18 protein-coding genes, 1 tRNA gene and 1 rRNA gene are annotated in these 20,167 nt (G+C 45.3%); 6 read left to right on the top strand and 14 right to left on the bottom strand.

What is annotated here, in order from left to right; all coding sequences use genetic code 11:
* A 16S ribosomal RNA gene (locus H141_RS0112965) occupies window positions 1-77 on the bottom strand; the annotation flags it as partial.
* Window positions 78-603: 526 nt separating this feature from the next.
* Window positions 604-1,740 (bottom strand): GNAT family N-acetyltransferase/peptidase C39 family protein, encoded by a 1,137-nt coding sequence (locus H141_RS0112955; protein ID WP_019676705.1) that lies wholly within the window; start codon window positions 1,738-1,740, stop codon window positions 604-606.
* 165 nt (window positions 1,741-1,905) lie between these two features.
* Between H141_RS0112955 and H141_RS0112950 the strand changes: the two genes are divergently transcribed.
* Window positions 1,906-3,372, top strand: a complete 1,467-nt coding sequence (locus H141_RS0112950) for a RimK family alpha-L-glutamate ligase (RefSeq protein WP_019676704.1) — start codon at window positions 1,906-1,908, stop codon at window positions 3,370-3,372.
* Between the two features lie 38 nt (window positions 3,373-3,410).
* Here H141_RS0112950 and H141_RS0112945 read toward each other — a convergent pair.
* The 5 genes from H141_RS0112945 to H141_RS0112925 all read right to left on the bottom strand — a co-directional run bounded on the left by H141_RS0112945 (window position 3,411) and on the right by H141_RS0112925 (window position 9,702).
* A tRNA-Leu gene (locus H141_RS0112945) sits at window positions 3,411-3,496 on the bottom strand.
* Window positions 3,497-3,621: 125 nt separating this feature from the next.
* Entirely contained in the window at window positions 3,622-4,569 is a 948-nt protein-coding gene (locus tag H141_RS0112940; protein WP_019676703.1) for an isopenicillin N synthase family dioxygenase, read from the bottom strand.
* Window positions 4,570-4,585: 16 nt separating this feature from the next.
* The gene (locus tag H141_RS0112935; protein ID WP_019676702.1) at window positions 4,586-5,794 is read right to left on the bottom strand and encodes a NupC/NupG family nucleoside CNT transporter; all 1,209 of its coding nucleotides are present in this window, start codon (window positions 5,792-5,794) and stop codon (window positions 4,586-4,588) included.
* 20 nt (window positions 5,795-5,814) lie between these two features.
* On the bottom strand, window positions 5,815-6,447 hold the full coding sequence (gene udk / locus H141_RS0112930) for a uridine kinase (RefSeq protein ID WP_019676701.1): 633 nt from the start codon (window positions 6,445-6,447) through the stop codon (window positions 5,815-5,817).
* A 123-nt stretch (window positions 6,448-6,570) separates the two neighbouring features.
* Window positions 6,571-9,702, bottom strand: coding sequence for a TonB-dependent receptor (locus H141_RS0112925; protein WP_019676700.1), 3,132 nt, complete (start codon window positions 9,700-9,702; stop codon window positions 6,571-6,573).
* Window positions 9,703-10,064: 362 nt separating this feature from the next.
* Between H141_RS0112925 and H141_RS0112920 the strand changes: the two genes are divergently transcribed.
* A complete protein-coding gene (locus H141_RS0112920; RefSeq protein WP_019676699.1) occupies window positions 10,065-11,195 on the top strand; it encodes an endonuclease/exonuclease/phosphatase family protein in 1,131 nt (376 codons plus the stop codon).
* A 29-nt stretch (window positions 11,196-11,224) separates the two neighbouring features.
* Here H141_RS0112920 and rlmM read toward each other — a convergent pair whose 3' ends face one another.
* From rlmM to mutY, 6 genes are read right to left on the bottom strand one after another with little or no spacing between them, the layout of a single operon-like run.
* Complete coding sequence (gene rlmM / locus H141_RS0112915) at window positions 11,225-12,307, bottom strand: 23S rRNA (cytidine(2498)-2'-O)-methyltransferase RlmM (protein ID WP_019676698.1); 1,083 nt, start codon at window positions 12,305-12,307, stop codon at window positions 11,225-11,227.
* Complete coding sequence (locus tag H141_RS0112910) at window positions 12,304-12,681, bottom strand: DUF423 domain-containing protein (protein ID WP_019676697.1); 378 nt, start codon at window positions 12,679-12,681, stop codon at window positions 12,304-12,306. Before H141_RS0112910 ends, rlmM begins: the two co-directional genes overlap by 4 nt.
* Window positions 12,656-13,276, bottom strand: coding sequence for an alpha/beta family hydrolase (locus H141_RS20260; protein ID WP_019676696.1), 621 nt, complete (start codon window positions 13,274-13,276; stop codon window positions 12,656-12,658). Before H141_RS20260 ends, H141_RS0112910 begins: the two co-directional genes overlap by 26 nt.
* Window positions 13,257-14,192 carry a transcriptional regulator GcvA gene (locus tag H141_RS0112900; protein ID WP_019676695.1) on the bottom strand — a complete coding sequence of 312 codons (936 nt, stop codon included), beginning with the start codon at window positions 14,190-14,192 and terminating at the stop codon, window positions 13,257-13,259. The genes H141_RS20260 and H141_RS0112900 overlap by 20 nt, the downstream gene beginning before the upstream one ends.
* 36 nt (window positions 14,193-14,228) lie before the next feature.
* Complete coding sequence (locus H141_RS0112895; RefSeq protein ID WP_019676694.1) at window positions 14,229-14,501, bottom strand: oxidative damage protection protein; 273 nt, start codon at window positions 14,499-14,501, stop codon at window positions 14,229-14,231.
* Between the two features lie 13 nt (window positions 14,502-14,514).
* Window positions 14,515-15,585 (bottom strand): A/G-specific adenine glycosylase, encoded by a 1,071-nt coding sequence (mutY, locus tag H141_RS0112890; protein ID WP_026349446.1) that lies wholly within the window; start codon window positions 15,583-15,585, stop codon window positions 14,515-14,517.
* Window positions 15,586-15,751: 166 nt separating this feature from the next.
* On the opposite strand from mutY, the gene trmB reads away from it, so the two are divergent.
* From trmB to H141_RS20970, 3 genes are read left to right on the top strand one after another with little or no spacing between them, the layout of a single operon-like run.
* Window positions 15,752-16,492: a tRNA (guanosine(46)-N7)-methyltransferase TrmB gene (gene trmB, locus H141_RS0112885; RefSeq protein WP_019676692.1), complete on the top strand. Its 741-nt coding sequence runs from the start codon at window positions 15,752-15,754 to the stop codon at window positions 16,490-16,492.
* On the top strand, window positions 16,492-17,511 hold the full coding sequence (locus H141_RS0112880) for a class I SAM-dependent methyltransferase (protein ID WP_019676691.1): 1,020 nt from the start codon (window positions 16,492-16,494) through the stop codon (window positions 17,509-17,511). The genes trmB and H141_RS0112880 overlap by 1 nt, the downstream gene beginning before the upstream one ends.
* Window positions 17,512-17,515: 4 nt before the next feature.
* Window positions 17,516-17,851: a hypothetical protein gene (locus H141_RS20970; RefSeq protein WP_157610914.1), complete on the top strand. Its 336-nt coding sequence runs from the start codon at window positions 17,516-17,518 to the stop codon at window positions 17,849-17,851.
* On the opposite strand, the gene H141_RS0112870 is transcribed toward H141_RS20970, so the two are convergent.
* Window positions 17,848-18,246 (bottom strand): DUF3293 domain-containing protein, encoded by a 399-nt coding sequence (locus H141_RS0112870; protein WP_019676689.1) that lies wholly within the window; start codon window positions 18,244-18,246, stop codon window positions 17,848-17,850. The two genes, H141_RS20970 and H141_RS0112870, sit on opposite strands and share 4 nt — an antisense overlap.
* 146 nt (window positions 18,247-18,392) lie before the next feature.
* Between H141_RS0112870 and H141_RS0112865 the strand changes: the two genes are divergently transcribed.
* A complete protein-coding gene (locus tag H141_RS0112865; protein ID WP_019676688.1) occupies window positions 18,393-20,102 on the top strand; it encodes a HAMP domain-containing sensor histidine kinase in 1,710 nt (569 codons plus the stop codon).
* Window positions 20,103-20,167 lie beyond the last annotated feature (65 nt).

The following is a 20,167-nucleotide window of genomic DNA, read 5'->3' as shown; positions in this document are numbered from 1 at the left end:
CCCCTCATTCGCTCGACTTGCATGTGTTAGGCCTGCCGCCAGCGTTCAATCTGAGCCATGATCAAACTCTTCAATTAAAGTTTTTTCGAGACAAAAGTCTCAGCTCAGCATTACTGACTAAATCTTACATTTGGTCACTCATACTGATTTTTTTCGTTTTACACGAACATCATCATAAGTGCCCACACAGATAATTGATTGCTAATTGTTAAAGAGCGTGCTTCAAACTCGTTTGAAGCGGGAGGCGTATGTTACACTTCCCAGATTTTAAGTCAAGCGTAATGATTTATCTTTTTATCAAAACACTTCATGACGCTTGACTCTTTCTAGCTAACTTCTCATTTCAGGGCTTTCGTTACCACCTTGAAGCGAGGTCGCCATTTTAGTGATTTAAACCTGACTGTCAAGGGTCTTTTTTAAAGATTTTTGCAATCTGGTTTGTTTCACCTGCAGCCTGCTTAGCGCAGCCCCCCTCGGCATGGCGCGCATTATAGGGGGTTTTATAATAGGCGCAAGCAGTAACTCACTAAAAACCTGCTGTAACGAGTCGTTCGCATATAAAGCAGGCAATTTAGCCAAAATATCTACAAAACCTGACTGATTTTAATCCACTCCAATAATAACCGCCGCCTTCAGGCGCTTTTTGCCATAGCTAAATGCTTTATTAAAAACTTTATACTCTATTGGAATGTATTGCCGTTCAGCAGTCGATAACCAGGGAATATCAGCAGTATCCGGATCATTAATATAAATAAAGTGATCATCCGCAGCACAAAGTACCACCCAGTGCGGTGCCTTGCTTTTGTCAAACTGCCAGGTGCTAATCAGGGCAATGATTAATTTACCTTGCTGGAGGTGTTGCCTGATAGCACTGACAGTGAGCTCTGCATGGTGAACGGTTATCTGCTGCTGCTCTGTTTGCTGCTTAAAAGATTCATGCACCCGCTGCAATACCGCTTTTTTTACTTCACTGCGGACACTATCACCAAACAGCAGACCATCATTATTAACATAAACCTCTACTGCAAAGCCTCTCCGATTAGCAGCAAGAGCAAGTCCACGCGGCCCACAACCGCCATGGCCACTTGTCATAAAAATGGTAGTTGCCTCACGCCATAGTTCAATTTCTAACTGGTAAGGGTCGAACGCGCCTGGCTTAAAATAATTAAATGCCATTAGTAAGCTTGCCGGGCCGCAGGTAAAGGGTGTGGTTTGCGATATATATGGGACCTGACGGGAGACAGAATCGCTATTAAACTGAATAATCTGCTTCTGCATACAGATAGCATCTGAGTGATCTTCATAAAAGTCATGCTTAATGGCAAACTCGTGGTATTGCAACTTTTGATACAGCTTTATTGCCGCATTGTTGTCTTTACGTACTTCTAACCTTAATAACGCACAGTGTCGACTGGCAGCCAGCTGCTCAGCTTCAACCATGAGTTTTTCAGCAATGCCCTGCTTACGAAATGCAGGATCTACCGCTATAGAATATAACCGTGCCAGGCTGGTTCCCCGCCGGTAAATAAGCAAAAAATAGCCGGCAAGCTGAGAATTAATCTCCAGGACTGTTAAATCGCTGCGTTTTTCAGTAATAAAACGACGGAAGCTACGAACACTAAGACGGTCAGAAGTAAAGCATCGCTGTTCTAACAATTGTAACATTGGAACATCAGCCAAAGCTGCAGGTCTCAGGGTGATACCAGAAGCCTTTTCTAACTTAACTAACGGCGCAGACATTAATTGTTATCCTTTAAACATCGGTTGCCAGTATTAACTGGTAGTTACATCACAACAGTTATCCAATTGAAATGCCAGTAAGAAATTCTGATGCTATGCTGAAAAATAATTTGCTGTCATTCAAGGCGATAATCAGTCAGGCTGGACACGCTAACAGGAGGATACATGGCGAAACTGATAATAATAGTAGATAAAGCTCAGGACTGGGCGCCTTTCCATCAATATGACGGTGTAATGAGTTTACCCGCATATTTAAAATGGTCTGCAAAACAAAAACAACGGGTGCGGGTAATTAACCTCTGCCGCCAGTCACACTATCTGGGCAGTGGCTATTATTGTTCATTACTGGCTGAGGCGCGTGGTCATAATGTTATGCCTTCGGTGCGGGCTTTTAATAAGTTTAACCGTCATGAAATTGCAGATATCGCCGATGAAGTGCCTTTAGCACTGCTACAGCAGCTTAATAAGGCTCTGGCGGACGAAACCGCCAGTCAGCTGACTTTTAATATTTACTTTGGCGAGACTGAGCATAAAGCGTTAAAAAAAGTGGCCTCCTTCCTGTTTGAAGCTTTCCCGGTACCGATATTACGGGTTGAGCTACAAAAGAAAACCAGCTGGCAGGTGAAAACGCTGAAAATCGGCAGCGTGAACAGACTTACCGAAACTGAGCAAAGCCTGTTTGGTAATATTCTGGAAAAATACAGTCACAAGATCTGGCGACTTGAGCCCGCTAACCGCAAGTTTAAGTATGACTTAGCTGTGTTAGTTGACCCCAAAGAGAAATTTCCGCCGTGTACACCAAAGTCACTTGAACTGTTTGTCAGAGCAGCAAAGAAAGCAGCGATGGACGTTGAACAAATAACCGCTAAAGATATTCATAGAATTGCTGAATTTGATGGTCTGTTCATCAGGGAAACGACTGCAGTTAACCATCATACTTTTCACATGGCACAAAAAGCTGAGCGTGAAGGTTTAGCCGTGGTAGATGATCCCAGCTCTATTTTGCGTTGTGGTAACAAAGTTTATCTGCATACATTATTTGAACAACATAAAGTGCCAATGCCCGATGGCCTGATGCTATTTAAACAGGACGAAGATAATCTGGAGCGTGCCGCCGACAACCTGGGACTACCACTGGTATTAAAAATACCGGATGGGAGCTTTTCCCGAGGCGTGATTAAGGTTAAGACGCTCACCGAGTTTCGCTCTACTCTGGCGACGCTATTTGAACAAAGCGCCATTATTCTGGCTCAGCGCTATACCTTTACAGAGTATGACTGGCGTATTGGAGTGTTAAACGGGCAGGCTATTTTTGCCTGCAAGTATTTTATGGCTCGCAATCATTGGCAAATATATAAACATGGCAAGGCGAAAACCGAAAGTGGTGGTTTTAGTACCTGTGCCGTTAATGAAGTACCGGCCCACGTATTAGATGCGGCTATTCGTGCCTGCGCACCAATCGGTGACAGCCTGTATGGGGTAGATGTAAAACAAGATGGCGATAAGGTCTATGTTATCGAGGTGAATGACAACCCGAATATTGATGATGGTGTGGAAGACTTGCACCTGGGTAATAAGCTGTACGATATCTTAGTAGAAGACTTTATCCGCCGCATCGAACTAAAACGGTAAATTGCAGGCGTAAAAAAACCGGCCTTGGCCGGTTAATTTGGTGCAGATGGAGAGACTCGAACTCTCACGCCTTTTGAGCACAAACACCTGAAGCTTGCGTGTCTACCAATTCCACCACATCTGCATATGTTTAACACCAGGTGCTGAACATGGCGAGCAGTATAGCGATTCAAATAAACTAGTCAACTACTGAATTCAACTATTCTGCTCGTTTTTATCCATTCGCTTATTTGCTGAGCAGAGCTCGTTTTACTTAGCTTTTTTCAGCAAACCAATCTCTTCCAGCCGCTGCATCAAGTAGTCGTTGGAGTTAATTGGTTCCGGATAGCGATTGGGCCGCTCCTCGCTGATACACGTATCAAGCGTTTCGATTACATAGTCCGGATTCGGGTGCATAAAAAACGGAATAGAGTAACGTGGCTCACCCGCTGCCGCTCCCGCCGGATTCACTACCCTGTGGGTAGTAGAAGGAAGTACATGGTTCGTCAGCCGCTGCAGCATGTCGCCAATATTAACAACGATAGTGCCTTCAATAGTGGTTACCGGTAACCAGCTACCGTCACGACGCAGGATTTCCAGACCGGCTTCATTTGAACCAACCAGCAAAGTAATCAAATTGATATCTTCATGCTGACCAGCGCGGATAGACTCAGTAGACGTATCCTTTATCGGCGGATAATGAATGGGCCGCAATATAGAGTTGCCATAATTCACTTTATCAGCAAAATAGCTTTGCTGCTGCCCTAAAAATAACGCTAAGGCTTCAAGCACGCGATTACCTAACGCCTCTAACTCAGCAAAAAGAGTATAGGTGGCATCCTTAAAACCGGGCACTTCAGCAGGCCAGATATTAGGATATAAACTGGGATGTGGTGCAGGGCCATCAAGCTCACGACCGACATGCCAGAACTCTTTTAAATCAGGGTGATTAGAGTCTTTGGCTTTCTCAACCCCAACTGCTGTATAGCCGCGTGCACCACCCTGCCCTGGCTTGTGGTACTTTGCTTTTACCTCATTTGGTAACGCAAAGAATTGTTTAATTGCATTGTAAGTATTTGCTACCACTTCATCTGAAATACCATGACCACTAATGCCACAGAATCCAAACTCAGTGTAGGCCTTGCCAATTTCGGCAACAAAGTTATCTTTGTCGGTGGCAAACCGTCTTATATCTAACGTTGGAACTTGCTGTGTCATATAAAAGACCTGTTTTTTAGCCTAAGGAAAAAAAGAACCCTGCTATTGCAGCGCTCATTAAGTTAGCCAATGTTGCAGCAAGCAAGGCTTTTAAGCCCAACTCAGCAATATCGGCCCGGCGACCTGGAGCCATACCGCCCAGACCACCTAATAAAATAGCAATTGAAGAAAAGTTAGCAAAACCACACAAGGCAATTGTTACTATCACCTGGGTATGCGCGCTTAACTGATCTTTCACCTGCACAAAATCAAGGTATGCGACAAATTCATTAATAACCAACTTCTGGCCAATAAAGCTACCCGCCATTCTGGCTTCGTCCCACGATACGCCCAGAATAAAAGCCAGAGGTTGAAACACATAACCGAATATTAGCTGTAACGTCAGGTTCTCTATACCAAACCAACCGCCAACTCCACCAACAATACCATTTACCAGCGCAATTAAACCGACAAAGGCTAACAACATGGCGCCCACATTCAACGCCAGCTGCATACCACTTGAGGCCCCTGCAGCTGCAGCATCAATAACATTAGTATGCGGCTTTTCAGTGCTTATTTCAGTCAACTCGTTTTTAGGTTGTTCAGTTTCCGGCAATATTATCTTTGCCATTAAAAAGCCGCCTGGAGCAGCCATAAAACTAGCAGCAATAAGGTACTTCAGCTCAATACCTAAACCGGCATACCCCGCCAGCACTGAACCGGCCACTGACGCCAGGCCACCCACCATTACTGCGAATAGCTCTGAACGGGTCATTGTCGGTATAAATGGCTTAACTACTAACGGCGCTTCCGTCTGACCTACAAAAATATTAGCGGCAGCTGACATAGATTCCGGCCGGCTGGTACCCAGTAACTTTTGCAAGCCACCACCAATTAACCGAATAACCCAACTCATCAGGCCGATGTGATACAGCACAGCAATTAATGAAGAGAAAAAGATAATAATAGTTAACACATGAATAGCGAAAATAAAGCCCTGAGAAAAACTGCCCAAGTCGCCGAATAAGAAAAGTATCCCTGCATTAGCATAGCCAATTACATTAGCGACAACTTGCGATACGCTGTAAAGCACGTCCTGGCCAAAAGGCACATATAGAACAAAAGCACCAATTGCCAACTGGATAGCAAATGCGCCACCAACAGTGCGCCAGTTAATCCGGCTGCGATGCGCTGAGGCAGCAATAGCCACCAGTAACAAGGCAAAAATGCCCACTATTCCCATCATACGTTATTCCCTGATTATTATTATTCTGCCAGTAGCTGGCGAATTTTTGCTTTTATAATATCGATAGCAATCTGGTTTTTACCACCCCGGGTAACGACTAAATCAGCATGTTGTTTAGAAGGTGCGATAAACTCAAAAAAAGCCGGACGCACTGTCGTCTCGTATTGCTCGGTAACCGAAGCCAGGCTTCTGCCACGATCTTCCAGGTCACGCTTAATTCGCCGCAACAAACAAATATCTAATGGTGTATCCATAAACACACTGATATCAAATTGCTGACGTAACTTTTCGTCGTTAAGTAACAAAATACCTTCCACCAGAATGACTTTTGCAGCCTGCACTTTAATAGTCTCATCCAGCCGGGTATGCAACTTGTAACTGTATTGCGGCATCTCAATGTTTTGTCCGGCCCGTAAACGCTGTAAGTGTTCGACCAGTAAAGCATGTTCAAAAGCGGAAGGATGATCGTAATTAGTTAAAACGCGCTGATCGAAAGACAAGTGACTTTGATCGCGGTAATAGGCATCTTCAGATAAAATTGCAATGCGCTCGCCACCTAACTCAGCAACCAACTCCTGATAAACTGTTGATGCGAATAAACTTTTACCGGATGCCGAAGCCCCGGCAATAGCAATAATAGTATTTTTAGCCACAACATCGCCTACTTTCTAGAAAACAGCTGGCGATTATCGCTAATAATGCTGCAGATAGAAATAAAAACAGCTAAAAAAAATGCCCGCTTTAAGCGGGCATTTCATTTACAGCAGAAACAATTATCAGAACTTGTATTCAATACCTACTGTCATGCGCCACAGCGACGGTGTAGCTACACGACGTTGAGGGTCACGATTAGTAAACTCATTGAACACGTATTGGCCTTGGGCATTAATATCGGCATCAACAACTGAAGCAGTTTGCGGGAAGCTTGCTTCGTATAAGACGCCCCAGTCATCGTTTAACAGGTTAGTCAGGTTATCAATAACAAAGAATGCTTTAGCTTTGTGACCTTGCATGAAACCAGGTAACTCCTGCGTTACCCGTAAGTCAAACTTAGTCCACCAATCGCTGTAGAACTCGTTACGATCTGCAATACCACCAGCATATTTGCTTAAGCCACTGTTGTTAACAAAGGCGAAGAACGCATCTGTATCAAATGCTTCACCATCTTCGTTTGCACCCCAAACGACGTTTGGATCACTTACGCCGGTAGGTACATATAACAGTTGACGACCTGTTGACGTATCACCTGCGATTCTACCTTCAAAGGTATAACTGTATGGACGGCCTTTGTTATGCGAGCCTAACAGACTAACTGAAGTGGTATAGCCTTCAAAAAAGTCATGCTTGTAAGTCGCTCTGAACGTAAAGCGATGCGGTGTTTCGTAGTTTGAAGTAGCAGTTCCAGGATTATTAAAATCGCTGCGTGCATAGTTACCGAAGTTAGAACCAGCAACCGAGCTGGTCATTGGGTTCGAATCTTCAGACTGAATATAGGCATATGCCAAAGTCATATCCAGGCCGAAATCGAAACTTTTGCTGGCAGAGGTGCTAAACGAGAACTGTTTGGCGTCTGAACTGGCATTAGTTAACAGGTAGTCACCTGAGCGATTGCCTTCAACACTTGAATATACCGGACGACCGTCAAACAAAGTACCTGTTTGTACTTGTGAGATATCACGTACAATAGACTGGTCTTTCGACACGGTGTACATCATATCAGCCATCACTACCGTACCTTCATCAAAGGTATAAGTAGCGCCAAGTGCATATTTCCATTCTTTCGGCAGGCTGAAGTTTGGATCAACTGCGTTTACAGCACTGTCACCAGAGGCATCAGCCACTTCATCAAAGTAAGACTGCGGAATATCAAACAACGGACGACCTGAACCACTTAACGGCACGTCAAACAGGTTGATACCAGGTGAGCGATCAGTGATCTGAATTTGTGTAACACCATCGTTCTGATAACCGTTAGCTAACCATACATTCGGGTTACCACCAGAGTACAAGCCAATACCACCACGAACTTCCAGTTGGTCGTTAACATTCCAGTTGATACCCAAACGTGGTTGAATTAAGCCTTCACCATCGAAAGTATTGTCGTTAGAAAAACCGTAACGATTAACAAAATTATCGTTTACCCGTGGCTTGTCGCTGCTGCTATACCAGTCATAACGCAGACCGAAAGTAACGGTCAGGTCGTGATCATAAAAGTAATATTCGTCCTGAGCGTACAAGGTATGAACTGCGTAGCCAAAATTGGCTGCTGCATCTGCCGGGTTATTGGTGCCGGCACCACTACCGTAGTAAATCTCGTTTGGTGTGCCGGCTTCAAACGCATCGATTGAATAGAAGCGGTATTCACCAATTGAATGCTGCACGAACAAGTTAAACACGTTGTACTCTTCGAATTCATAACCAGCATAAATCAGATGGTCACCCACCGAATAAGTACCAGCCAGTTTCAGGAAAGTGGTATCGTAGTTTAGTTTGTTAGACTGACGCGAATCATCTACACCCATAAATACAGTTGAGCGCGGGTTGCTGCTGGCACGAACCTGAACTTCACCTAAGCCGCCGGGGCCTATGTTAACCTGACGGTTATCAAGCTCTGAGTATCCTAAACGTAATTCAGTTGAAAACTCGTTAGTCCAGTCAGAAAACACCTGAGCAACATATGATGTAAACTCTGCGCCACGATCATAGTAGTGGTCAGAAAATTCATAGTTGAACGCCGCGCCATCCGACTCACGCACCGAACCACCATCGTTGTAGTTGTAAGTTAAAGCTGCACGATGCGCATCGTTGATATACCAGTCAAGTTTTACCAACAGTTTTTCATCTTCAACCGGTGACGAACCGATCGGCGCACCAACGTTGTAACCGTAAACATCACGAGCAATTTGCGCAATACGGTCTAAGTTAGCCTGCGTTAAACCCGCAACTGGCGTGCCGGCATTGGTATCTGCAGGACCACGGGTAAAGGTATCAGCACCTTCATACATCTCGTAAGCAGCAAACAAGAACAGCTTGTCTTTTATCAGAGCACCACCAAGGTTTATACCGTAGCGCTTCTCATCAAAATCATCTTGCTCCAGCGAAGTACCTTCAAGTTTATCACCCTGCAACGATTGGTTGGTAAAGTCGTAGAACACTGAACCTTTAAACTCATTACCGCCTGATTTTGTTACGGCGTTGATGTTACAGGCAGTAAAACCACCGTATTTTACGTCAAATGGGGCAAACTCAACTGCGACCTGTTGCAATGCATCGTAAGAAAACGGCATACGCTCAGTCGGATAACCATTGCTGTTCAAACCAAAGTTATCATTCATTTTAACGCCATCAACAGTTAAGCTGTTGAAGCGTGGGCTGGCGCCATTACACTGAATACCACGAGAAAAACCAGCATCGATATATATGCGCGGGTCTGCAGCGACGACATCAGTCAAGTCACGGTTAATGGCAGGCAGAGATTCCAAATCATTTAAACCGAAATTTGCAACAGGGCTCTTACTACCATAGGCAGAGTTGGTCATTGCTGAACCAGTTACAGCAATCCGCTCAACATCAGCTTGTTGAATAACGACATTCAGGTTTTGAGTTTCACCTAAGGTCAGAAAAACATTATCAATATTTTGAGTACGGCCAGTAGGCCCTACTACTGTTAATAAGTATGGTCCGCCAACTTGCAAACCGCGGGCAGAGAAAGTACCTGTTTCGTTGGTAGTCACTGTTCTGGTAGTACCGTTACGTTTATCTGTAACCGTTACCGTGGCGTTAGCTACTGTTGAACCGGCCTCTGTCGTAACAACACCACGAACAGCTGATGAAGTTTCCTGTGCCATTGCGATATTACTTGCACCAAGTGCCAGTGTTACCGCAAGCGCTATACTCTTTATTTTCATATCGTTTTCACCTGGTAGTTGATAGTTGTGTTCTAGTCCGTTTGAATACATATGATGTTTTCAATCTGGGGCTAAGTGTAGCGAACCAATATGTCATTTTCGTTACACGACAATTTAACTGGGAACTTTTAAGCTCTTCTATAGTCAAAGTGCGCCTGTCATGCAAGTGTAACATGGCTGGTCAGAGTTGCGAATGCTCGCACCTTAAATTGGTTAAAAAATATCATTTTTCTGCATAAATCAGCGTTATGCTGGCGTTTTAATAATTGCCCCGTTATGCTGAGCCACCTGATTTACGACTAATACGAACTATGCTTAAACCTATATTTTTTGGCTTACTATTGCTTACGCCCGGAGTATCTATGGCCGAAAACGCCACTAAGATAAAAGTTGCTACCTTTAATGTCAGCATGGAATCTAGTAACTACCTGCCGCGCGGTGAAACCGGCGACAACACGGTGTTAGCGAAAATTCTGGCCGATGGTAACAACCCACAGGTAAAAAACATTGCCACTATTATTCAGCGGGTCCGGCCCGATGTAATGCTATTAAATGAGTTTGATTACATAGAAAACCCGGAATCTGGTATTCTGGCCTTTATTAAAAACTACCTGAATAAACCTCAACAAGGCAGCCAACCAATAGACTATCCCTACTTCTATTACTCAACGGTCAATACCGGCCAGCCCAGCCCGTTTGACCTGGATAATAGTGGCGAGGCAACTGGCGTCGGCGCAGATGCCTGGGGCTACGGCTTTTATCCCGGCCAATATGGTATGGCTATTTTATCTAAATACCCGATTGTTCTTGATAAAGTTAGGACTTTCCAACATTTCAAATGGCGTGATATGCCTGGCTTTATGCCAACTAATAAACAGGATGGCAGCCCCTGGTATAATCCTGAGGCCTGGCAGCAAATGCCATTGTCATCCAAATCGCACTGGGATATCCCGATAATTGTTGCTGGTAAGACAATACATATTCTGGCCAGTCACCCGACCCCACCAGTGTTTGATGGCCCTGAAAATCGCAACGGCATTCGTAACCACGACGAAATCAGGTTCTGGCTTGATTATCTGGATCCTGCTGCTGCCGGATACATATATGACGACAACGGTAATAAAGGCGGTCTGGCAGAGCAAAGTCGTTTTGTGTTATTGGGTGATTTAAACGCCTCAGCTGATGGTGATGGCGATGCTATCAGTAGCGCAATAACAGCTCTGGTTAATCACCGCAGCATAAATCAAAGCTTCACCCCAGCTAGTTTGGGAGCAGCAGAAAACACGCCCGAACTGGCCCACGCTAAATACCATACCGCCAGCTGGCGGATGCGGGCAGACTATGTGCTGGCCTCTGATTTTGGTTTTAATATTAAAGAAGGTGGTGTGTTCTGGCCGGCGAAAAGCGAGGCAGATTATCCGCTGGTTGGTGCCCGCGGCGCCAGCTCAGACCATAGGCTGGTCTGGCTGACGCTTGAATTAAGCGCTGATTAATTCAGCTCTCAATTCAATGAAAGAAACGCTTAGAATTTCAACACCAGGTTCTGCACATGTACTGTAACTTCTTCACGGTCATGGTACAGATGCTTAACCTGTAAACGGAATTTAATATCAGCATCTACCAGCCGCTGCTCCAGCTGAGCCAAAATCTCGGTTACAGTTTCATAGCGTTTTTTCATCGGTAATTTTAAGTTAAATATTGCTTCCTGACACCAGCCATTAATCAGCCAATCGCCCATCCGCTCGGCAACCCGCTGTGGTTGCTCAATCATGTCGCAGACGACCCAATATACGTTTTTCTTTTGGGGTTCAAATTTAAAACCATCTACCATTAAATGCTTGACCTGGCCGGTTTGCATTAGCGATTCCGCCATGGGCCCGTTATCAATAGCGGTCACCATCATGCTGCGCTTTACCAGTTGATAGGTCCAGCCGCCAGGGCTGGCGCCTAAATCAACTGCATTTAAGCCACCGCCTAAACGCTTATCCCATTCATCCTTAGGAATAAACTGCAGAAATGCTTCTTCAAGTTTTAACGTGCTCCGACTAGGCGCTTCGTTAGGGAACTTCAATCGCATAATACCATTTTCCAGCGGGCTGTTATTTTCTGGATAAGACAAACCAACATACCCTTGCTGACCACTAAGTAACAACACGTGCAAAACCGGCGCTCGTTTTTGCTCTTTTTGCAATAATACGCCTGCTTTACGCAAAGACTGGCGAAGAGGTACAGTTAATTTACGCGCCAGGGTTGACAACGTTTTACCATCGTTTGTTTCAGGATATTCAACACGTAGATCACCACAGCCGTTTAATTCAGCAGCAACGAGAGCTTCAAGTATGGGCGCAATTCGATCTTCAGACGGCAATTCAAGCAGTTCAGCCTGCAATAGGCACCATTGGCGGATGAAAATAAAATGCTCAAATGGATAGTCCCGATAAAACTCTGCCAGGCTATCTGCATCATGAGATTCGAAAATAACAAAGGCTGAATTCGCCGTTAGTTTACAAAAACCAAAAACATCAAAGCTCCCGGCTTTATCCTGAATTTCTGCTGCGCATTCTTTCTCAAAACCGGCCCGGCAGTACAGTAGTAGTTGTTTCATTTAACATCCTTTCGCCAGGCGCTTACCACAAGCAACAACCAGCCAATAATCAAAATTTGTCCACCAAGCGGAGCCAGGGCGGAATAATAAAACGGCAGCGCCAGCACGCCGGCAAACAAGGTCCAGCAAAACAGCCAAAGCCCGATATGCCAGAGCAGCACCACTAACTTTAGCAGTTTTGAGCCGGGCGACTGCCGGCCAATTATCAATATTGCCAGCGTATGAAAAGCCAGCATACTGATGGCACTTAACAGGCGGCCAAATTCATTGTAATCGAGCCCGCTCCACAAGTGCATCAGCGCAGCAGCCAGTCCCACTACCGCAGCGCCATAAAGGCCTGTCAGGCTATTACTGACCGGCCAGAAGTATTTCATCTATTACCTCACTGCAATATGTTGCCGCTGCACTGATAAGTTGTTTTTGCTGCAGACCACTGGCTTTGGTTGGTTTAAAATCATGATCGGCTGCCGTTAGCCAGTGCACGCTGACTTTGGGCCAGTTTAACGCAGCCAGCTCGGTACGTTTACCAAAAGGGTCACGCTCACCCTGCAAAATGTACAACGGCGTGGTAAGCCTGACAAAGTGCTCAGTCCGCCATTGGTTTTTAGCTGGTGGATGAAACGGATAGCCAAAGGCGAATATGGCTTTAACCTGCAGTGCTTCGGGCAAGTTCAGCATGCTAGCAACCCTGCCACCCATCGATTTTCCGCCGATAAATAGTGGCAAACCTGGTTTAACCAGGCCTATCTGCTCCATAAAATGCTGCTGCAACAACGCCATCTTATCTGGTGGTCTTTTAATGCCCAGTTCAATACTGCGCTGCATGTAAGGAAAATTAAAACGCTGCACCTCAATGTTGTGCCTGGCCAGCGCCCCGGCTAGCATAATCATAAAAGGACTGTCAGATGGCGCGCCGGCACCATGCGCCAGAATTAAGCGGGCTTTGGCGTTAATCAATGGCGACAGCATTAGTAAATTGCTGCTCGGTGAACAGCAGTTGCTCAGCTGTTACCATATCGACCATCCATTGACGAAATGCGGTAATTTTACCCAGCTCTGCCTGGCTTTCCCGGCATACCAGGTAATAGGCATCTTTACTGATTAACACATGGTTAAATGGCACGATTAAACGGCCTGAATTAATATCTGGCCGGGCCAGCACGTTATGTGCTAATGCTACTCCCTGACCATGAATCGCAGCCTGCAGCACCATCGAAGAGTGGCTGAAAATCGGCCCCTGATTGACATTAAACTGCTTAAAACCCTGGCTGGTAAACCAGGCTTTCCAGGCACGCCGCGAGCCATCATGCAGTAAATTATGCTTTGCCAGATCAGTAGGTTCGTTCAACGGCTTGCCGCTATTTAGTAACAATGGTGAACACACTGGCAACAGGTACTCTGTATGCAACTTATCGGCATGCAAGTTACGCCAGTTACCACGGCCATAATAAATGGCAACATCAACGTCGTCAGTTAACGAACCTTCGTCTAAATCAACCGCTTTGATCCGGACATCGATATCAGGATGCTGCTCACTAAACTGATTTAAACGTGGTACCAGCCACTGAATGGCAAAGCTCGGCTGCAAACTTACAGTTAATGAACCTTTGGCGCCTCGTGCCAGCAGTTTTTCTGTCGCTTCGTGTAACTGCAGAAATATTTCTTTGATATCCAGAAAGTAGCTTTGGCCCTCTTCTGTCAGCAACAGCGAGCGGTTTTTCCGCATAAACAGCTTTAAGCCGAGGTGATCTTCGAGCGCTTTAATCTGATGACTAATGGCAGCCTGGGTAACATACATTTCTTCAGCAGCCTTAGTAAAACTAAGGTGCCTGGCCGCTGTTTCAAAGGCTTTTAATGCATTTAAGGGTGGCAGACGACGCGCCATAAATTCGCTTAACTCTCTAATTTACTGACAGGATAATTAACTGGCTGGCGGCTTGTAGCCTTCAATTTCAATTTCCTGGCCCTCGAACAAAAAGGCTTCCATCTGTTGTTCCAGAAACTGCCGGTGTTCAGGGTTCATCATATTCAGTTTCTTTTCGTTAATCAGCATTATTTGCTTAGCCTGCCACAGAGCGAAGGCTTCTTTGCTAATCGAGTTAAAAATCCGTTTGCCCAAATCACCAGGGTACAGCTGAAAATCCAGCCCTGCGGCATCTTTTTTTAAGTATTCGCAAAATACGGTTCTGCTCATAAAACCTTGCTCCTCATTTCCGGGGCTGTAATGCCTGCAGCTGTTGCAACAGGATTTTTGCAGGTGCTGATAATCCAACCTGCGGTAATTGCGCTATTGTAAACCATTGTGCGCCAGTTTGCTCCTGCACACTGCCTGGTTTTGTCTCAATCTGCACCAGCTGCGGTGTTATCCATAAATGAAAATGACTGAAGGTATGCCTGAAAGCCGGCAACTCGAGGCTTGCTGTCACTTGCAACTGGTTTAATGACAAAAAGTCTGAGCGCAATTGTTCGCTGCTAAACTCAATAAAACCGTACAAGCCACCCCACAGGCCACTGGCCGGCCGTTGCTGCAGTAACACCTGTTGCTGATGTTGCAGCATTAACCAGAAACTTTGTTTTTCAGGCAGGGTTTTCGTAGGTTTTTTACCGGGATAAACCGCCTGCTCACCAGTCAGTGCAGCGCGGCAATTCAGCTTTAGCGGACACTCAGCACAGCGGGGTTTACTGCGGCTGCAAAGCGTTGCCCCCAGGTCCATCATTGCCTGATTAAAGGCCATTACGTCCGGGCTACCGGGAGTCACCTGTTCTGCCAGTTGCCATAGCTTTTGTTCAACAGCTTTGTTGCCGGGCCAGCCTGCTACCGCAGCAAAACGGCTGAGTACCCGCTTACAATTGCCATCTAAAATAGGGTAATGCTGGTTAAGTGCTAATGACAATACAGCTCCAGCGGTAGAGCGTCCTACTCCTGGCAACGCCAGAACCTGTTCAAACTCAACCGGAAACTGCCCCTTGTGCTCAGTGGCAATAATTTGGGCAGCCTTGTGTAAGTTGCGGGCCCTGGCGTAGTATCCCAAACCAGTCCACAAGTGCAGCACTTCGTCCAGTGGCGCTGACGCCAGGCTGTTTACGTCGGGAAAACGTTGGATAAACTGCTCAAAATACGGAATTACCGTAGCAACCTGAGTTTGCTGCAGCATCACTTCGCTTAGCCAGGTTTTGTAGGGGCTTTTGTTGATTTGCCAGGGCAGGGTTTTACGGCCATGCAACTGATACCAGCTAAGCAGCTGATCTGAAAACCAATTAGCAATATCTTTTTGCAACAGCCGGCTCCACTTACTTGACAACTTACTTCACAACTTTTGGCCAACTTCGCCAATTGCAGCGCAGTATAAGCAGCTTGTGCCTGAAAGCCAACGCAAAACGTCAGTTGAGCTTAGCAGCTAATATCCGCATAATGTGCGCCGCAGTTTGATTACGGAGCCAACAATGAGCAACACCCCAGTGCAACCTGAACCACAGCAACTGCCTGCTGAACCAAGCGAAAGCGTGCCATATATGCGCAAAATCCGCTCTTTTGTGCTGCGCGAAGGCCGGCTGACTAAAGGCCAGCAAAACGCACTTGATAATCACTGGCCGGCCTTTGGCTTAAATTATCAGGATAGCCCACTGAATCTGGAACAGGTATTTGGCAGCAGCGCGCCGGTGGTGCTGGAAATTGGCTTTGGTATGGGTAAATCGCTGGTGGAAATGGCCAGTAATGCTCCTGAAAAAAACTTCATTGGTATTGAAGTTCACAAGCCTGGTGTTGGGGCCTGCCTTGGTGATGCCGCAGCAGCCGGCCTCAGGAATTTACGTTTATTTGAACATGATGCAGTTGAAGTGCTAAATGACAGTATTGCAGATAATAGTCTGAGCACTGTTCAGTTATTTTTTCCGGATCCATGGCATAAAAAGCGTCACCATAAACGGCGGATAGTGCAGAGCGAATTTGTGCAGCTACTGCGACAGAAGCTGCGGATTGGCGGCGTGTTTCACATGGCGACAGACTGGCAAAATTATGCCGAGCATATGTTAGAGGTAATGCAGGCTGCGCCGGGCTTTACTAACTTGTCAGCCACCAGCGATTATGTTGAGCGGCCGGCAGAGCGGCCATTAACCAAATTTGAGCAACGCGGACAGCGACTGGGCCACGGTGTCTGGGATCTTATGTTTGAAAGGATAAGCTAATGCTAGCCAATACCAGCCAGATGCTGCTGCGTAACATCTCTGATTTAACGGGAAATATTCTAATTGTAGAGCCGCCAGCGGATGAGTTGGCCCGCAGTCTGCTGCCAGAATTACCAGCGCCTACTAAACTTAGTTGCTACACCAGCAATGCCGCTACAGCCCAAAGTTGGCAAATACCTGACATCACTTGCTATTTCAGTGCGCTGCCCGAGTTTCAGCAGCAATTTGATACGGTAGTTATTTACTACCCTAAAAGTAAAGAACAACTTAGTTTAACACTGGCAGCTATTGCGCCAGCATTAACGGATAGCAGCCAGATATTCCTGGTCGGCGATAACAAAGGTGGTATTAAAAGCCTTAGCAGCCATGCCGAAAAGCTGGGGTTGCAGGCCCATAAACTTGATAATGCCAAACATTGTTTGTGGTATTGTCTGAACGGCTCGTTAGCAGCACTAACAAAACCGCGGTTCAGCCAGCAACAATTTACTATCAATCACACAACTCTTAATGTCTGTTCTATTGCCGGGGTGTTTAATCACGGCAAACTTGACACCGGTACCGCGTTATTGCTTAACCATTTGCAGCATATTACTAAAGGTTCCGTGTTAGATTTTGGTTGTGGCAGCGGTGTTATTGGCGCTTTTCTGAAAAAAAATAATAGCGCAATCAATCTTTATTGCTCTGATGTCAGTGCCCTGGCAACTGAGGCCACGAAGCAGACCCTGCAAGCCAATAACCTGCAAGGTACGGTAATTACTGCAGATGGTCTGCCGGCAAAACCAGCTTGTTTTGATCATATTGTCAGTAACCCGCCATTTCATACCGGCATTAAAACAGACTATAGTATTAGCGAAACATTTATTAGCCAGAGTAAGGATCGTTTAAACCCCGGTGGTAGTCTGACTCTGGTGGCCAACACGCATCTGGCTTATCAGACACTGTTGGAACAAACTTTTGGTAAAGTGACTGTTCTGGCGAAGGCTAATGGTTTTGTTATTTATCAGACAATTAAAAGGTAAGGCGATGAAATTGCGGTCAATATTGCTGGCAATTATTATCCTGGGTGTAACACATGTTATGCCCGGAATAATGCTGGCTCAGGCCGCAGTTCCTCAGCAGTGCATCCAGCATAAAAAGCGGGTTAAAGCTTGCCCACATAAATTGTATCGGGCAGACAAATTACCTTCGCAAAATAAAAACCAGCTGCTTTGTATCTGCGTCACAGATTTTCAAGCGTTGTTGCAGCAGCCCCGCAACGAGCAGCAACAAATACAACAAAACATGACCCGGCGCCAGTATGAAGCTGAGTATGGCGATGATTTGCCAGTGATCCTGGCAATCCTTAAACGCCAGCGTTAATCAGCCAGTAAAATTACCCTGCTTGCAAATAAGCCAAGATATTCTTCAGCTTGCTGATAGAGCACAGGTACCAGATACAGCTTATTTTGTTCTACCCAGTAAATAGCGTTTTGCTGTAATTCACGACCAAGCTGCAACGCTTGTGTTTTATCGCAAAACACTATCCAGCTTTTTTCCTGAAAACTTAAATCTGCTGATGCACCTATCACCGAACGAAACGGGATCCGGGCTTGCTTTAAAACCCCCTCAAACCGTTTGTCGAGACACAAATTTAAATGTGGATTTGTTAATTCACCTGCCGGATTCTGGGCACTGATAATGGCAAAATCCAGTTGGCTTGCCAAACCTTGCCGGCAGATAAAGACACTGTCTCTATACGCTTCCCACAACGACATGTGATGCACCTGCTAAAAACAATCATGATAACTATACTCGTCCACAATAAAAACACCAAACAGGTTTGCTAAAACATCATTAACTGCATAACATCAATAAATAATCTGGAGCAGTTGCAGCAATGTCAGCTAAGAGTGAGCAATGCATGAGAGCAGTAGTCAACACCAGTTCAAAAACCAGTACTATCAGAAGTACCTTATTTATCGGTGTAATGACAATATTCAGTCTGACAATCTGCGTTTCAATGCTGGCCTCAACGCTGCAAGACATCAAGCAACAACGTCAGGCTCTTATCAATGAGCTTAAAAGCTACGCCAGCATTATTGCCTCTAATGCTCAGGCTAGTTTTGCCGGGGCAGAAAAAGCAATATTACAAACCGATGCCGGTTTTGCAGATGAGCGGGATAATATATACAACGACTTTGCCCATACTGAAGAAAGCCGTCTGCACTCTTTTGCTGCGGTACCTATGTTTCACAACATTCATATATACCGGCTGCAGCAATCGACAGGTAATTTAGTACTTTACTCGATATATAACGCCCGCGGCATAGGCCCTTATCCGGCCCAGTTAGAAAAAGTATCCTCTTTTATCGAACCGCAGTTAAGTGATAATTATATTGAACTGAGTCAGGAAATCAGGCTTGACGATGCACCCGCTGGCTATGTTTTTATCAGAGCAAGTCAGCAGGAATTGCAAACCTATATTCAAAACAGAATTTTAATCGACCTGTTAATTATTTTATGTGCCTTAATTGTGGTTTATTTTCTTACCCGCAAGCTGGAGCAACGTTTTACCACCCCGATAAACCAGCTGCTGCAATTAGTGCAAAGCGTAGCAAAAGATAAGCACTATCATTTACGTGCACCACAAAACAGCATTGAAGAATTTAACGTTTTTGGCAAAGCGCTCAATACCATGCTTGACAAAATTGAGCGGCAAATAATCAAACAACAGCAAACCGAAACAGAAATACGCGAGCTTTATCAGGGCTTAGAACAAAAAGTAAATGAACGAACTGAAGCGCTGAAATCGTCAAATCAGGAATTACTTAATACTCTGGCTACTTTGCATCAATATCAGAATCAGATAGTTGAAACCGAAAAAATGGCCAGTCTGGGTCAGATGGTGGCGGGCGTAGCCCACGAAGTAAATACGCCTATCGGCCTCGGCGTGACCGCATCAACATTATTGCAGGATAAACTTACTATTATTGAACGGGCTTTCACCGAGAAAAAACTAACGTCATCACAGCTTGGACGCTTTTTAAATGAAAGCAAAGAAAATCTGGGTATCATTTATCGCAACCTGGAGCGTGCAGCAAGTTTAATCAGTAGTTTCAAACAAGTTGCAGTCGACCAGTATAACGATAATCAGCGTAGTTTTAACATGGCAAAACTTATCAATGAAGTGTTGCTGTCTTTGCGACCGAACCTGAAGAAAACCCGTCATCAGGTGTTGGTGGAGTGTCCGCCGGACTTGATGATTGAGAGTAAACCAGGGGCGATCAATCAAATTCTGATAAATCTGATAATGAATAGTCTGATCCATGCTTTTGCTGATAACGATCCGGGCGAAATGCAAATTTCGGTAAAAATAACTGGCACGCGCTGCCAGCTGTGTTACAGCGACAATGGCGGCGGCGTACCTGAAGCGATAAAAAAACGAATTTTCGATCCCTTTGTCACCACTAAACGTGGCGAGGGTGGTAGCGGTCTGGGCTTACACCTGGTCTATAATCTGGTTACTCAGGCGTTAAATGGCAAAATCAGTTTCGAAAGCACCCTTGGTTTTGGAGTTAAAGTACTGATTGATTTCCCGGTGATTAATAACAGCCACAAAAACTCAAAATAAGCTTATCCCTTGAATTAATTATATTTTCCAGAAAAAATAAGTTTTCGCTAATTAATAATGGCCAA

The organism is Arsukibacterium perlucidum DSM 18276 (assembly GCF_000382165.1).
Classification (GTDB): domain Bacteria; phylum Pseudomonadota; class Gammaproteobacteria; order Enterobacterales; family Alteromonadaceae; genus Alishewanella; species Alishewanella perlucidum.
This window is presented reverse-complemented; position numbering and strand designations above follow the sequence as displayed.